Source organism: Pseudomonas flavescens (assembly GCF_013408425.1).
GTDB classification, from domain to species: domain Bacteria; phylum Pseudomonadota; class Gammaproteobacteria; order Pseudomonadales; family Pseudomonadaceae; genus Aquipseudomonas; species Aquipseudomonas fulva_A.
In genome coordinates this window covers 5,075,146-5,090,007 of record NZ_JACBYV010000001.1, presented here as the reverse complement: position 1 = coordinate 5,090,007, position 14,862 = coordinate 5,075,146, and the positions used below count along the sequence as shown (strand labels likewise).

Annotated in this window: 13 protein-coding genes; 7 read left to right on the top strand and 6 right to left on the bottom strand. The window is 62.4% G+C overall.

The window, feature by feature from the left end:
- Window positions 1-132: 132 nt before the first annotated feature.
- The 6 genes from FHR27_RS22720 to FHR27_RS22695 all read left to right on the top strand — a co-directional run bounded on the left by FHR27_RS22720 (window position 133) and on the right by FHR27_RS22695 (window position 6,216).
- The gene (locus FHR27_RS22720) at window positions 133-672 is read left to right on the top strand and encodes a chorismate--pyruvate lyase family protein (RefSeq protein ID WP_179539642.1); all 540 of its coding nucleotides are present in this window, start codon (window positions 133-135) and stop codon (window positions 670-672) included.
- A gap of 68 nt (window positions 673-740) precedes the next feature.
- Window positions 741-1,631 (top strand): 4-hydroxybenzoate octaprenyltransferase, encoded by an 891-nt coding sequence (gene ubiA / locus FHR27_RS22715; protein ID WP_042552494.1) that lies wholly within the window; start codon window positions 741-743, stop codon window positions 1,629-1,631.
- Window positions 1,632-1,743: 112 nt separating this feature from the next.
- Entirely contained in the window at window positions 1,744-2,433 is a 690-nt protein-coding gene (gene phoB, locus FHR27_RS22710; RefSeq protein WP_042552495.1) for a phosphate regulon transcriptional regulator PhoB, read from the top strand.
- 52 nt (window positions 2,434-2,485) lie between these two features.
- Window positions 2,486-3,793 (top strand): phosphate regulon sensor histidine kinase PhoR, encoded by a 1,308-nt coding sequence (gene phoR / locus FHR27_RS22705; protein WP_179539641.1) that lies wholly within the window; start codon window positions 2,486-2,488, stop codon window positions 3,791-3,793.
- Window positions 3,794-3,880: 87 nt separating this feature from the next.
- Entirely contained in the window at window positions 3,881-5,221 is a 1,341-nt protein-coding gene (locus tag FHR27_RS22700) for a hemolysin family protein (RefSeq protein WP_042552497.1), read from the top strand.
- A gap of 236 nt (window positions 5,222-5,457) precedes the next feature.
- The gene (locus FHR27_RS22695) at window positions 5,458-6,216 is read left to right on the top strand and encodes a hypothetical protein (protein ID WP_179539640.1); all 759 of its coding nucleotides are present in this window, start codon (window positions 5,458-5,460) and stop codon (window positions 6,214-6,216) included.
- Here FHR27_RS22695 and FHR27_RS22690 read toward each other — a convergent pair.
- From FHR27_RS22690 to FHR27_RS22665, 6 genes are all read right to left on the bottom strand, one after another.
- Window positions 6,213-7,844, bottom strand: a complete 1,632-nt coding sequence (locus FHR27_RS22690) for a GMC family oxidoreductase (protein WP_179539639.1) — start codon at window positions 7,842-7,844, stop codon at window positions 6,213-6,215. The two genes, FHR27_RS22695 and FHR27_RS22690, sit on opposite strands and share 4 nt — an antisense overlap.
- A gap of 1 nt (window position 7,845) precedes the next feature.
- Window positions 7,846-8,649, bottom strand: a complete 804-nt coding sequence (locus FHR27_RS22685) for an ABC transporter ATP-binding protein (protein ID WP_373565166.1) — start codon at window positions 8,647-8,649, stop codon at window positions 7,846-7,848.
- Between the two features lie 17 nt (window positions 8,650-8,666).
- Window positions 8,667-9,470 carry an ABC transporter permease gene (locus FHR27_RS22680; protein WP_179539637.1) on the bottom strand — a complete coding sequence of 268 codons (804 nt, stop codon included), beginning with the start codon at window positions 9,468-9,470 and terminating at the stop codon, window positions 8,667-8,669.
- Between the two features lie 112 nt (window positions 9,471-9,582).
- A complete protein-coding gene (locus FHR27_RS22675) occupies window positions 9,583-10,569 on the bottom strand; it encodes an ABC transporter substrate-binding protein (RefSeq protein ID WP_179539636.1) in 987 nt (328 codons plus the stop codon).
- A 136-nt stretch (window positions 10,570-10,705) separates the two neighbouring features.
- Window positions 10,706-12,079: an aspartate aminotransferase family protein gene (locus tag FHR27_RS22670; RefSeq protein WP_179539635.1), complete on the bottom strand. Its 1,374-nt coding sequence runs from the start codon at window positions 12,077-12,079 to the stop codon at window positions 10,706-10,708.
- 41 nt (window positions 12,080-12,120) lie between these two features.
- Complete coding sequence (locus tag FHR27_RS22665; protein WP_179539634.1) at window positions 12,121-13,611, bottom strand: aldehyde dehydrogenase; 1,491 nt, start codon at window positions 13,609-13,611, stop codon at window positions 12,121-12,123.
- 502 nt (window positions 13,612-14,113) lie between these two features.
- On the opposite strand from FHR27_RS22665, the gene FHR27_RS22660 reads away from it, so the two are divergent.
- The gene (locus FHR27_RS22660; RefSeq protein WP_179539633.1) at window positions 14,114-14,857 is read left to right on the top strand and encodes an endonuclease/exonuclease/phosphatase family protein; all 744 of its coding nucleotides are present in this window, start codon (window positions 14,114-14,116) and stop codon (window positions 14,855-14,857) included.
- Window positions 14,858-14,862: the final 5 nt, after the last annotated feature.

Here is a 14,862-nt window from a genome sequence, read left to right as displayed (position 1 = left end):
CGGTCATTGCGCGGGCACGCTACCGCAAATGCCAGGACGCGCCAAGCACACGCGACGAACGCCGGGGCAGGCCGAAACCCGCGGCAATGCCCATGCTAGACTTCGCGCATCTCCATATCGCGAATCCGCACCGTGCCCCGTTCCGCCTCCCAGACGCCAGACTGGCTGTCCCGCGATCAACTGCAGCCCGCGCCATCAGCCACCATCTGCGCCTGGCTGTTCGACGAGCGCTCGCTGACCCGTCGGCTGAGCGAACTGTCCGACGGCGGTTTCAGCGTCATCCCGCTGCGTGAAGGCTGGCTGGAACTGCGTGACGACGAGTGCGCCGCGCTCGATGTGCCGTCTGGCAGCCTTGGCTGGGTGCGCGAGGTGCATCTGCGCGGCAATGCCGAGCCCTGGGTGTTCGCTCGCAGCGTAGCGGCCCGTGAGGCGCTGACCGACTCCGGCCTCGACTTGCAGCAGCTGGGTAGCCGCTCCCTTGGCGAGTTGCTGTTCAGCGACCAGGCCTTCGAACGAGGCGCATTGCAGGTGTGTCATTACCCGGCCGCCTGGCTGCCTGCAGACAACCCGCATCAGGGACTGTGGGCGCGGCGCTCATGTTTTCGCCGTGACCGTCTGGCGGTGCTGGTCGCCGAAGTGTTCCTGCCCGCGTTCTGGCTCGCCGCCCACTAGCGCCGACACACCTGGCGCGCGGTGCCTGCGCCCGTATAATCCGCGCACCCCGCCAGGAGAAACCGACGATGTACACCCGCCTGCTGCAATCGCTCAACCGCCTGCACCCACGGGCATGGGACTTCGTGCAGTTGATGCGCCTGGAAAAGCCGATTGGCATCTACCTACTGCTCTGGCCGACCCTGTGGGCACTGTGGATCGCTGCCGAGGGTGTACCGAGTACCAGAAACCTGGTGATCTTCGTGGTCGGGGTGATTCTGATGCGCGCGGCGGGCTGCGTGATCAACGATTACGCCGACCGCAACTTCGACGGCCATGTCAGTCGCACCAAGGCCCGCCCGCTGGCCAGCGGGCGGGTCAGCGCCCGCGAAGCGCTGATCCTGTTCGCGGTGCTGATCGCCCTCAGCTTCGGCCTGGTGTTGCTGACCAATGCCACCACCGTCTGGCTGTCGTTCGGTGCACTGGGCGTGGCCGCGCTCTACCCCTTCATGAAACGCTACACCTATTACCCCCAGGTGGTGCTGGGCACCGCGTTCTCCTGGGGCATGCCGATGGCGTTCACCGCAGAAACCGGCAGCCTGCCGGTGGCCGCCTGGCTGCTGCTGCTCGCCAACGTGATCTGGACCGTCGCCTACGATACCTACTACGCCATGGCCGACCGTGAGGACGATCTGAAAATCGGCGTGAAATCCACGGCGATCCTGTTCGGCGACGCCGACCGGGTGATCATCCTCGGCCTGCAGGGCCTGACACTGCTATGCCTGTGCCTGGCCGGTGCGCGCTTCGAGCTGGGCCTGTATTTCTACCTTGGCCTGCTGGCCGCTGCTGCCTGTTTCGCCTGGGAATTTCACATGACTCGCGAACGCGAGCCGATGGTCTGCTTCCAGGCATTCCTGCACAACCACTGGGCTGGCCTGGCGATCTTCATCGGCATCGTGCTGGATTACGCCCTGCGCTAGGACCTTGCGCAGCGCCCGCCGCGCCTCGCCTTGCCGCACGGCTGTCATATCGCTGCAATAATTCCGTTATCTAATGCGCCGCATGACAGTTGAATGAATTGAGGCTCGACCCATGGTTGGCAAGAACATCCTGATCGTCGATGACGAAGCGCCGATCCGCGAAATGATCGTGGTAGCGCTGGAAATGGCCGGATACGAGTGCCTGGAAGCGGAAAATACCCAGCAGGCCCACGCCATCATCGTCGATCGCAAACCCGATCTGATCCTGCTCGACTGGATGCTGCCCGGCACCTCCGGCATCGAGCTGGCCCGACGCCTCAAGCGCGACGAGCTGACCGGCGACATCCCGATCATCATGCTCACCGCCAAGGGCGAAGAGGACAACAAGATCCAGGGCCTGGAGGTCGGTGCCGACGATTACATCACCAAGCCCTTCTCGCCCCGCGAGCTGGTCGCCCGCCTGAAAGCGGTACTGCGCCGCGCCGGCCCCAGCGACAGCGAGGGCCCGATCGAAGTGGGCGGGCTGTTGCTCGACCCGATCAGCCACCGCGTGACCATCGACGGCAAGCCGGCGGAAATGGGGCCCACCGAATATCGCCTGCTGCAATTCTTCATGACGCATCAGGAACGCGCGTACACTCGCGGCCAACTGCTCGACCAGGTATGGGGCGGCAACGTCTACGTCGAAGAACGTACCGTCGACGTGCATATCCGCCGCCTGCGCAAAGCGCTCGGCGAAGCCTACGAAAATCTGGTGCAGACGGTGCGCGGCACCGGTTATCGTTTCTCCACCAAGGGCTGACCGGCAGCCTGGAGCGCAACATGACAGGGACACGCGGACGGATGAGCGCAACGTGACGAGCAACTGGCGCGGCGCCATAACCCGCCGCCTGCTGCTACTGGTCGCCGCCTGTCTGGTGCTGGGCGTGATCACCGGCCAGTATGCCTGGGCACTGGCCCTGGGTCTGGCCATTCACCTGGCATGGACGCTCAGCCAATTGTTGCGCCTGCATGCCTGGCTCAAGGATCACCAGCCCGACGAACCACCGCCAGACGGCTACGGCCTGTGGGGCGAGGTGTTCGACAGCATCTATCACCTGCAACGTCGCAACCAGCGTGCCCGCGGCCGCCTGCAAGCGGTGATCGACCGTGTCCAGGAGTCCACCGCGGCCCTGCGCGATGCCGTGATCATGCTCGACAGCCACGGCAATCTGGAATGGTGGAACAAGGCCTCGGAAACCCTGCTGGGCCTGAAAACCCCTCAGGACAGCGGTCAGTCGATCACCAACCTGGTACGTGATCCACGCTTCAAGGAATACTTCGAGCGCGGCAAATACCTCGAGCCGCTGGAGCTGCCCTCGCCGGTCAACCCGCGCAAGCAGCTGCAACTGAACATCACCCGCTATGGCAATCAGGAACACCTGATGCTGGTCCGTGACGTGACGCGGCTGCATCAGCTCGAACAGATGCGCAAGGATTTCGTCGCCAACGTTTCCCACGAGTTGCGTACGCCGCTCACGGTGATTTCCGGCTACGTGGAAACCCTGCAGGACAACGTCGACGAGATCAATCCGCGCTGGCGCCGTGCCCTGCAACAGATGCAGCAACAGGGCTCGCGCATGCAGTGCCTGCTCAACGATCTGCTCCTGCTGGCCAAACTGGAAGCCACCGACTACCCGTCCGACAACCAGCCCGTGCCGGTCGAGCAACTCCTGCTGGCAATCAAGACCGATGCCCAGGCACTGTCCGCGGAGCATAACCACCGCATCAGCCTGGACGCCGACGCCGGAGTCAGGCTCAAGGGCAGCGAGTCGGAACTGCGTAGCGCCTTTTCGAATCTGGTGTTCAATGCGGTCAAGTACACCCAGGCCGAAGGCGAAATCCGCATTCGCTGGTGGCAGGACGAACAGGGCGCGCACCTGTCCGTGCAGGACACCGGGCCGGGCATCGAGGCCAAGCACCTGCCGCGGCTGACCGAGCGCTTCTATCGGGTGGACTCCAGCCGTGCCAGCAACACCGGCGGTACCGGTCTGGGCCTGGCGATCGTCAAGCACGTGCTGCTGCGCCACCGCGGCCAACTGGACATCACCAGCGTCGTCGGCAAGGGCAGCCTGTTCACCTGTCACTTCCCGGCGGCCCAGATAGCGCAGCGCGAGCGCTGACTACTTTAGGGCCTGTGACCCAGGCCCTATTGCAAAGCACAGTCCCAAGCCCCACCCTTTAGCAATATCTGGTCACACGAACTCCCCATGGATCCCTCTACGAGCGTCTCCTTCTCCACCTATTTCGCCGATTTCGGCCTCGTGCTGTTCGCCCTGTTTCTGGTGCTGCTCAACGGCTTCTTCGTTGCCGCCGAGTTCGCCATGGTCAAGCTGCGGGCCACCAAGGTCGAAGCCCTGGCCCAGGAGAATGGCTGGCGCGGACACATCCTGCGTACCGTGCACAACCAGCTCGACGCCTATCTGTCGGCCTGCCAGTTGGGTATCACCCTGGCGTCCCTCGGCCTTGGCTGGGTCGGTGAACCGGCTTTCGCCCACCTGCTCGAACCCCTGCTGACCTCCATCGGCATCGAGTCGCAGAAGCTGATTCACGGCATCGCCTTCTTCACCGCCTTCTTCATCATTTCCTACTTGCACATCGTCGTCGGCGAGCTGGCGCCCAAGTCCTGGGCGATTCGCAAGCCCGAGCTGCTGTCGCTGTGGACGGCGGTGCCGCTGTACCTGTTCTACTGGGCCATGTACCCGGCGATTTTCCTGCTCAATGCCAGCGCCAACGCCATTCTGCGTATCGCCGGCCAGGGCGAGCCGGGGGCGCACCACGACCATCACTACAGCCGCGATGAGCTCAAGCTGATCCTGCACTCCAGCCGTGCCAGCGACCCGACCGACCAGGACATGCGCGTGCTCGCCTCGGCGGTCGAATTGGGCGAGCTGGACGTGGTGGACTGGGCCAACTCCCGCGAAGACCTGATCTACCTCGAGCTCAACGCCTCGCTGGATGAAGTGTTCAGCGTGTTCCGTCGCCACAAGTACAGCCGCTACCCGATCTACGACGAGGCCGCTGGCGAGTTCGTCGGCGTGCTGCATATCAAGGACCTGCTGCTGCACCTGTCGCTGCTGGAAATGCTGCCCTCGACCCTGCGCCTCAGCGAGCTGATGCACCCCCTGGAGAAGGTCAACCGCAACCTGCCACTCTCCGAGTTGCTGGAGCAGTTCCGCAAAGGCGGCGCCCACTTCGCGCTGGTCGAGGAAGCCGATGGCAAGGTCATCGGCTACCTGACCATGGAAGACGTGCTCGAAGCCCTGGTCGGCGATATTCAGGACGAACACCGCAAGGCCGAGCGCGGCATCCTCGCCTATCAACCCGGCAAGCTGCTGGTGCGCGGTGATACGCCGCTGTTCAAGCTGGAGCGGCTGCTCGGCGTCGACCTCGACCATATCGAGGCGGAAACCCTCGCGGGGCTGATCTACGAAACCCTCAAGCGGGTGCCCGAGGAAGAGGAATCACTCGAGGTCGCCGGCCTTCGCCTGATCGTCAAGAAGATGAAGGGCCCGAAGATCCTGCTGGCCAAGGTCATCAAACTCGACTGATCGACGCGCATCCCAGGCGTATCAACGCCTGGAGGCGGGTCGAATGAAGCGCTCGAAAAAGCTGACCAATCGGTCATCTACGCCTCTATCCAGCACACTCATATCTGATCCGAAACAACCACTTACGACCGTTCGTCGGGCTACTCGAATAACTTGTGCAAGTGGGCAGTCCATCGGCGTGCACCGCATCGAATGGGTGCACGCCATCACATGAACAGACTGCCAAGGATTCAGCCATGCAACTCAATGGAATCACGTCGAAAACCGCACTCGCCCTCTGCCTCGCTGGTGCTTCGCACGCCTACGCCGACTCTATCACTGACCCGATCTCCACCATCGGCGTCATCGGCTCGCACAATCAGTACAAGCTGAGCACCTTTGGCGAAAGCGACAAGGAGCGTCTGAATCAGGGCGGTCTGTTCTATAACTTCGGCAACAAGCTGACGGGCCATGAAGGCTTCATCTATCAAGCGGGCATCGAAGCCCAGTACCGCAAGAAAGACGACGACAAGTACCAGGCAGCCCGTGCCGACCTCGACCTGGGCTTGCGTGCCGCGCTGAGCACCAACAACTACATCGACTTCATCGTTGGCGGCGGCTATGACTGGGGTCGCATCGAGCAGGACGATGCCGGCCCGCTTGATACCAACGTCAAACTGACCAGCAAAGCCCCCTTTGCCAAGGCCGGCATCGGCTACAACTACCTGACGTCCGATTACACCGTCCGCCTCGAGGCCGGCGCACGTTATTCGCTCGATGCAGAAGCCGAACTGAAAGTCAGAGGCGAAGGCAGCGACACCGTTGACCTGAAGGACAAGGCCAACCCGTACGCCGAGCTGACCGTGCTGTGGAACAAGGGCATCAACAACCTGCCAGTCAGCACCAGCCTGTACTACACCCGCACGAACTACAAAGTCGACAGCGACAGCGTGCTGGCTGAAAACAGCAAGCTCAAACAGGAACAGGTTGGCCTGAAAGTCGGCCTGGCGTTCTAAGCTTCCTGCACAAGCGAGTGCCTGGCCGTCGGGCTGGGTACTTCGCTGCTCAGGATAAAATCCGCCGCTCGCTCGCCGATCATGATGCACGCCGCGTTGGTGTTGCCGCTGATCAACGTCGGCATGATCGAGGCATCGGCAACCCGCAGGTTCTCCATGCCGCGCACCTTCAGCGCCGGCGTCACCACCGCCATTTCGTCAGTGCCCATCTTGCAGGTACCAACCGGGTGAAACACGGTAGCCGCGCACTCGCGCAAATGCGCCAGCAACTGCTCATCCGTCTGCACTTCCGACCCTGGCAGCATCTCGACGCCACGCGAATTATCGAAGGCTGGCTGGGCAAGAATCCTGCGCGCCAGTTTCACACCCTCGATCAATACGCGCGCGTCCGCTTCATCACTGAAGAAGTTGAAGTCGACAAGCAGGCTGCGTCCCGCCCCCAGACGCACCTCACCGATGCTTTTCGGGCGCAGCACACAGGTATGGATGGCGTAGCCATGGCCCCACTCGAACAGCCGTCCACGGTGGCTGCGATAACCGGGCACGAAATGCATCTGCACGTCGGGCAACGCTTCGGCCAGGGGCGTACGGGCAAAGCCGCCGGCCTCGACGTAGTTGGTGGTCAGCCAGCCCATCTTCTGTGCCAGGTACTTGAACGGCGACACCAGCACCTTGGGTAACGAACCGAGGGAGAAGCCCAGCGATAGCGGGCTCTTCGAGCGCACGGTAACCAGGCCATCGACATGGTCCTGGAGGTTCTTGCCTACGCCGGCCAGATTAACCCGGCAAGCCACACCGGCGGCCTCCAGCTCGGCCTTGGGGCCGATGCCGGACTTCAGCAGCAGATGCGCTGAACCGAGGGAGCCGGCACACAGAATGGTCTCACGACGACACCGCAAGGTACGCCACTGTTCGCCCTGCTGTAGCTCTACGCCGGTGACGCGGTCACCCTCGAGGATCAGCCGTTCCACCTGGCAGCCCGTGAGCACGGTGAGGTTACTGCGTTCACGCACCGGATGGACGAAGGCCCGATAGCTGGACAGGCGCTTGGCGTTCTTCTGGGTCACGTTGTAGATACCGACGCCTTCCAGGGTACCGCCATTGAAATCGTCGTTTTGGCGCAACCCCAACTGCTCGGCCGCGCGGATATAAACCCTGGACAGCGGGTTGGGATCGCGCGGTTTGTCCACCAGCAATTCGCCCTGAGTGCCGTGGTACAGCAGCGACTGGCCGAGGCGGTTACCTTCCGACCGTTTGAAGTACGGCAGCACGTCCTGCCAGCTCCAGCCGGGGCAGCCCGCCGCCTGCCAACGCTGGTAATCGCTGGCATCACCGCGGATGTAGATCATGCTGTTCATCGAGCTGGAGCCGCCGAGCACCTTGCCGCGCGGCGTGTGCAGGCTGCGCCCGGCCAGATGCTGCTGGGGTGTGGAAAAGTAGTTCCAGCTGAATACGCGGCTCTTGTACAGGGTGATGGTGCCGGCCGGTACCTGCACGCGCGGGCTGGCGTCGCTGCCGCCCGCTTCGATCAGGCACACACGCACGCTAGGGTCGGCGCTGAGGCGGTTGGCCAATACACAGCCGGCGGAACCGGCACCAACGATCAGGTAGTCGAAGCTGTCATCCATTTCAGTGCACCGCTTCCATGTCATCGTGCAGCAGGCCGAGGATATGCCGCTTCATGCGGATGAACTCCGGCTCCATGACCACGTCCAGATTGCGTGGCCGCTCGATGGGCACGTCGAGAATTTCCTTGATCCGCCCGGGGCGCGCGCCCATCACGTAGATTCGGTCGGCGAGCAGGATGGCTTCGTCGATGTCGTGGGTGACGAACACCACGGTCTTCTTGCTGTTGCCCCACACTTGCAGCAGCAATTGCTGCATCTGCAGACGCGTCTGGCTGTCGAGGGCGCCGAAGGGTTCGTCCATCAGCAGGATCTGCGGGTCGTTGGCCAATGCGCGGGCAATCGCTACGCGCTGCATCATGCCGCCGGACAATTGCTTGGGGTAATGCCCGGCGAACTTGGCCAGCCCCACCTCGCCCAGATAGTAATTGACGATGGTATTGATCTCGCCACTGGCGAGCCCACGGCGTTTGAGGCCGAACTCGATGTTCTGGCGTACCGTCAGCCAGGGGAACAACGTATAGCCCTGGAACACCATGCCGCGGTCGGCGCCGGGGCCCTCGACCTTCTTGCCACCGACGTAGATGTCGCCATCACTGGGCTCGTTGAGACCAGCGGTGAGGTAGAGCAGGCTCGACTTGCCACAGCCGGACGGACCGACGATCACCGCGAACTGTTGATCCGGAACCTCGAAGGAAACCCGATCCAGGGCGGTGAAGGTGTCGCCGTTGGGCGACTGATAGCGCAGGCTGACGTTGTCCACACGCAGGCGTGCGGTGACCTCGGCGTACTCGCTGAGCGCGGGCATCACGTAGGGTTTCTTGGCTACTGCGCCCATGCGGTAATCCTCAGTCGAAGCAAGCGGAACAGTTGATCGGTGAGCAGCCCGAGCAGGCCGATGATGGCAATGGCCAGGAAAATCACGTCCACCTGGAAGCCGCGCATGGCCTTGAGGCTGATGTAGCCGAGGCCACTCGAGGCCGCGACCAGCTCGGCCACTACCAGGTAGGTCCAGGCCCAGCCCATGGTGACTCGCAGGGTATCGAGAATGCCCGGCAGTGAGGCCGGGCCGAGAACGTGCAGCACGACGTCACGGCGACTTGCACCGAGGGTGTAGCTGGCGTTGATCAGATCCCGCGGCACGCCCTTGGACACGTCGGCAATCATCACCAGCTGCTGGAAGAACACCCCAAAGATGATGACCGCCACGCGCTGCTCCAGACCGATGCCGATCCACAGGATGAACAGCGGCACGAAAGAGGTCACCGGCAGGTAGCGGATGAAGTTGACCAGAGGCTCGAGGAACGCCTGGACGATGCGAAAGCTGCCCATCAACAGGCCCAATGGCACCGAGACCAGAGACGAAACCGCAAAGCCGATCAGCACCACTTCCAGGCTGGCCAGCACATGCTTGCTCAGGGTGCCGTCACCGGCCAGGCGCACGCCGGCTTCGACGACCTGACCAGGGTTTGGCAGAAACATCGACGGCACCACGCCCCCGTAGGACAGAACGGCCCATAGGCCGAGCACCAGCAGCCAGCACAGGGCGCCCGTGCCAAGCACCAGCTTGCGTGGCAGCTCTACTTTCGGCGTCAGACAGCGCTGCGCCCAGTTTTTTTGCGTGGCCATGACCACCTCGTGTTGCAGGTATTTGAGAAGCCCGTGGCTGCCACATCTCACACCGCGCGCGAATGCCGGGAGGCATCGCGACAGTGGCGTGAACAGCCCGCGGGCGGAACGCTTACGGGGTAACGAACGAGGTATCCACCAAGTCCTCGTAGCTCACTGCGTAAGGCTTGCCCTGCAGGCTGGTCCAGGTTTCGTTGGCCAGGCTGATAACGCCGGCGATGTCGCCCGGTTTTCCCGGAGTGCCGAGCAGTTTTTCGCTCATGGCCTGGTCATAGAACTTCACGCCCTTGGCTGCCTCGGCCAGATCCTTCGGATCGGACAGATAGCCGCCGACGCCCTTGGCCATGATTTCGTAGGCTTCCTGCGGATGGGTCTTGGTGTACTCGACTGCCTTGTACAGGCCAGCGACCAGTGCCTTCACATCTTCAGGTTGCTTCTCGATCACGTCGCAGGACAACGCCACCACGTCGACGATCACCCCGGGCGTCTCGCTGCTGTCGACCAGCACCTTGCCCTGCCCTTTCGCCTTGACCAGCGACAGGTGCGGTTCCCAGGTAACCGCCGCCGGTATGCGGCCGGCGATGAATGCGGTGGCCGCATCGTCAGCCGTCATGTTCTGGATTTCCAGATCGCTCATGCTCATGCCCTTCTGTTTGAGCAGGTAGGACAGCCAGAACTGCGATACCGAACCTTCGTTGACCGCCACCGCCTTGCCTTTCAGCTGCTCCAGACTGGTCACTTCGTTACCCACCAGTACACCGTCGCCACCGTGACTTTCGTCCAGCGCGGCAACCGCCTTGAAGCAGAAGTTCTTCGAGCGATACTTGAGGATTTCATCGATGGTCGACGCTGAGCCCGACAACTTGCCAGAGGCCTGAGCCGCCATGTACATGGCCGACTCCTCGATCACGGTGAACTCGACATCCAGCCCTTGCTCCTTGAAATAACCGAGGTCACGGGCCAGATAAAGCGTGCCGTAACCGACCCAGGTGGTGTGCCCGAGGGTCAGGGTTCCGGCCTGGGCGCTGGCGGCCATGCCGGCGGCTACGGCGGTGCATGCAAAAGAGCGGACGATACGGTGGCGCGAGGACTTGTTCATGAAGCACTCCCACAGCCTGTTGGCTTGTTTTTGGTTTTCATGGGGCAGGGACAGGCCAAGGGCCAAGGGCGTATCGCAGGCCGGCCTCGTGGGGCCGGCACAGTAGTCTTCAGCGCTCTCTACGGAACGCTTCGGTTTACAGCAGATTCAGTTCACGACCGGTTCGATCCACCGCACGGCGGGTCTTCTCCACCAGCTCATCCAGTTCTGCATGAGTGGCGACCAGCGCTGGCGCCATGATAATCCGGCCGAGGGTCGAGCGAATGATCAGGCCCTCATCGAAACCCACGGTGCGGCAGTGCCAGGCGATATCGTTCTCGTTGGCGAAACGTTTGCGCGTGCCTTTGTCTTCGGCGAACTGCAACGCGGCAACCAGGCCGACACCCTGGATATCGCCGATCAGCGGATGCCCGCCAAAGGTCTCTCGCAGCAGTTTGTGCAGGTAGGGGCCGGTGTCGGTTTTCACCGTTTCGACGATCTTCTCGTCACGCAGCGCAGTGAGGTTGGCGATGGCCACTGCCGCCGCCACCGGGTGCCCGGCATAGGTCAGGCCATGAGCGAACAGGCCACCCTGCTGCACCAGCACCTCAGCCATCCGCGCACTGAACACCAGACCACCCATGGGGATGTAACCACTGGTCAGCCCCTTGGCGATGGTCAGCGTGTCCGGCTCAAAACCGAAATGCTGATGGGAGAACCACTCGCCCGTGCGGCCGAAGCCACCGATCACTTCATCGGCACACAGCAATACGTCGTACTGACGGCAGATGCGCTGTACCTCGGCCCAGTAACTGGCCGGTGGGAAGATCATGCCGCCGGCACCCTGAAAGGGCTCGGCCACGAAGGCGGCGACGTTTTCCGCGCCCAGCTCGAGGATCTTCGCCTCGAGCTCGCGGGCGGCCTTGAGGCCAAACGCCTCCTCGCTCAGCTCGCCGCCTTCGACGAAATAGTGCGGCTCACCGATATGGGCGAAGTCCGGCAGCATGCCGCCCATCTCGTGCATGAAGCCCATGCCGCCGAGCGCGGTGCTGCCCAGGGTCGAACCGTGGTAACCGTTCCAGCGGCCGATCATCACCTTCTTCTGCGGCTTGCCGAGAATCTGCCAGTAACGCCGCACACTGCGAATCAGTACCTCGTTGGCCTCGGAACCGGAGTTGGTATAGATGGCATGGCTGTAGTGCTCTGGGAGCAGGCTGAAGAGCAGCTCGGAGAGTTCCACGACCCGCGGGTGCGTGGTGTGAAAGAACAGGTTGTAGTAAGGCAGCTCTTCGAGCTGCCGACTGGCAGCGGCATTCAGGTCGGCACGCCCATAGCCGAGCGCAGTGCACCACAGCCCGGACATGCCATCCAGATAGCGTTTGCCATCGGTATCCCACAGGTTCAGGCCGTGCCCCTTGGCGATCACCAGAGCACCCTTCTCGTTCAGCGTTTTCTGGTCGAGAAAAGCATGGATGTGGTGGGCCGCATCCAGCGCCTGGTATTGCTGCGTGCTGTGTTTCGGGGCGGTCATGGCAAGGCTCCTGTGATCGGGTTCGGCGCGACGGGCATGGCTCAACGCAGCTGGAACCACGTGGTCTTCAAATGGGTGTATTTGTCGAACGAGTGCAGTGACAGGTCGCGACCGAAACCGGATTGCTTGCCGCCGCCAAACGGTACGCTCACGTCCAGGGCATCGACCGTGTTGACCGACACGGTGCCCGCCTTGAGGCGATGCGCCACGCGATGGGCACGATTGAGGTCGTCGCTCCACAGCGAGGCGGCAAGGCCATAGATGCTGTCGTTGGCCAGTTGCACGGCTTCGTCTTCGCTGTCGAAGGGCATTACCGCCAGTACCGGGCCGAACACTTCTTCGCGGGCCAGCCGGCTGGTGGGAGAAACCTTGGTGAACACCGTCGGCTCGATGAAGTTGTCCGAGCCATTGAAGCTGAGCTGGCGCCCGCCACAGACCAGGTGCGCACCCTCACGCTGGGCGTCGTCGATAAAGGCCATGATCCGAGCGGTCTGCCGTGTCTCGACAATGGCGCCGGCGCGGCTGCTCGGACTCAGAGGATCACCCGGCTGCCAGTCGCGGGCCTTGCTCAGCAGGCGCTCGACGAATTGGTCATGGATAGAGCGTTCGACCAGCAAGCGCGAGTTGGCCGAGCAGACTTCGCCCTGATTGAAGAAGATGCCGAAGGCAGCTTTCTCTACAGCCAGATCCAGATCCTGGCAGTCGGCGAACACCAGATTGGCGCTCTTGCCACCGCACTCCAGCCAGACTTGCTTGAGGTTGGACTGCGCCGAGTAAGCCATGAAGAACTTGCCGACCTCGGTGGAGCCGGTAAAGGCCAGGCAGTCGACATCCATGTGCAGGCCGAGGGCCTTGCCGGCGCTTTCGCCGAAGCCGGGCACCACGTTGAACACCCCTGGAGGAATACCCGCTTCCAGCGCCAGCTCGGCCAGGCGCAAGGCGGAAAACGGCGATTGCTCGGCGGGCTTGAGGATCACCGAGTTACCGGCGGCAAGGGCTGGCGCAAGTTTCCAGGCGGCCATGTCCAGCGGGAAATTCCACGGCACCACCGCGGCAACCACTCCCAACGCCTCACGCGTCACGGTGGCGAGCACGTTGCGGGCCGTCGGCGCGACTTCGTCGTACAGCTTGTCGAGGCTCTCCGCGTACCAGCGGAACACACCGGCGGCGCCGGGCACGTCGATGTTCCAGGCATCCATCACCGGCTTGCCCATGTTCAGCGAGTCGAGCAGCGCCAGTTCATCTCGATTCGCCAGGATCAACTCAGCGAGCTTGAGCAGCACCTGCTTGCGCTCGACCGGCGCACGTTGCGACCAGTCCCCCGCCTCGAAGGATTGCCGTGCGGCGCGCACCGCCAGGTCGACATCCGCCGCATCACAGGCCGCGACGTTGGCAAGCAACTGGCCGGTGGCCGGGTTGATCGAAGCGAAGGTGGCACCGGATTGCGCTGCAACTCGGCGGCCTCCGATGATCGCCTGGCTGATGAAAGGTTGCTGCCGAGCACGTTGCTGCCAATCGCCGAGTCCGTACACCACCATCCCCTTTTTTCGCCACTTGATTGCTGCTGCGGCCCGATAGTGGCGTAAAGGATGGTCAATAGAAAAATATTAAAAATATCATCGGGACATACAAAAAAGCTGGCTTGCAGAGCACTGAAAAAGAGCGGACAGCACCACTTTCGAGCATTTTTAACGAGCCTCTGCTGCGCCGATCAACACTCTCAATTACAGCCACTGATTCAGTGAAGAAAAACAGAGGATTAACGGGGTTTGCCAATCTGTTTGGCAATGCAAGGTGCGCAGAATGCCCCAATAAAGTGCGCCGAATATCCTGCCGAGCGCGTTTTATTCCACTGGAGAGCAGACAGATATATGGACTATGACGGTGAGCCGAACGATAGCCCGGCCGCTAGCAAGCAGAAGCGTGGAGTCCTATTGGCGGTGAGGGCCTCTGATATACTTGCGCCTCCTTCGCACAGACACGCTCCCTGCGTGCTCCACGCCGCCTTTCATGCCGTCATCGCCTACTGATCCCATGTCACTCAACATCGCTTCCATCAATATCGAACGCTCCAGACACCTGCCGCGCGTCGAGGCCTTCGTCAATCGTGAACGCCCGGAGTTGCTCTGTCTGCAGGAGCTCTGCGAGCGCGACATTCCATTCTTCGAAGACCTGATGGGTGGCCGCATGTCTTTCGCGCCCATGGTGCGCTACCCGGGGGAAGGTCCTTCGGATGTAGTCGGCGTCGGCATGATCGCTCGTGAAGTGGTACCCACGGATGTGGTCGCCGAATACTACTCGGGCAGCGCAGAAAGCATTCGCGAAATGACCTTTTCCATCATGCAAGGCCAGCGCACTGCTGACCCACTGAGCATCGCCGAAGTCATGCTGACGGCCACCGTGCGCGGCATGCGCATCGCCGTGACCCATCTCAACGTGACCCCGCTCGGCAGCTCCACGGCGTACCAGCGCGAAAGCGCCGGCAAGCTGATCCAGCTGGCCCAGGCGCAAGCTCGGCAGGCTGGCGATCTGCTGCTGGTAGGCGACTTCAACGCCCCGCGCGGCCGCGCTACCTTCGACCTGATCGCCGAGCATTTCATCGATGGGGTACCGGCGCACTACACGAGCAGCATCGACGGTTCGCTGCACCGCGCCGGAGACATTCCGTTCATGGTCGATGGGCTGTTCCACACGGCCGGCTATCGGCTGAAAAACGCCAGCATGAGTAGCGGCGTCTCCGACCACTGCGCACTCAGTTGCCGCCTCATAAAAGCCTGAGCCGG

Coding starts and splice junctions, on each gene's coding strand:
- FHR27_RS22660 (WP_179539633.1), top strand. CDS start 14,114: ATGTCACTCAACATCGCTTCCATCAATATCGAACGCTCCAGACACCTG.
- phoB (WP_042552495.1), top strand. CDS start 1,744: ATGGTTGGCAAGAACATCCTGATCGTCGATGACGAAGCGCCGATCCGC.
- FHR27_RS22670 (WP_179539635.1), bottom strand. CDS start 12,079: ATGACCGCCCCGAAACACAGCACGCAGCAATACCAGGCGCTGGATGCG.
- FHR27_RS22700 (WP_042552497.1), top strand. CDS start 3,881: ATGGATCCCTCTACGAGCGTCTCCTTCTCCACCTATTTCGCCGATTTC.
- FHR27_RS22690 (WP_179539639.1), bottom strand. CDS start 7,844: ATGGATGACAGCTTCGACTACCTGATCGTTGGTGCCGGTTCCGCCGGC.
- FHR27_RS22680 (WP_179539637.1), bottom strand. CDS start 9,470: ATGGCCACGCAAAAAAACTGGGCGCAGCGCTGTCTGACGCCGAAAGTA.
- FHR27_RS22685 (WP_373565166.1), bottom strand. CDS start 8,649: ATGCCCGCGCTCAGCGAGTACGCCGAGGTCACCGCACGCCTGCGTGTG.
- ubiA (WP_042552494.1), top strand. CDS start 741: ATGTACACCCGCCTGCTGCAATCGCTCAACCGCCTGCACCCACGGGCA.
- FHR27_RS22695 (WP_179539640.1), top strand. CDS start 5,458: ATGCAACTCAATGGAATCACGTCGAAAACCGCACTCGCCCTCTGCCTC.
- FHR27_RS22675 (WP_179539636.1), bottom strand. CDS start 10,569: ATGAACAAGTCCTCGCGCCACCGTATCGTCCGCTCTTTTGCATGCACC.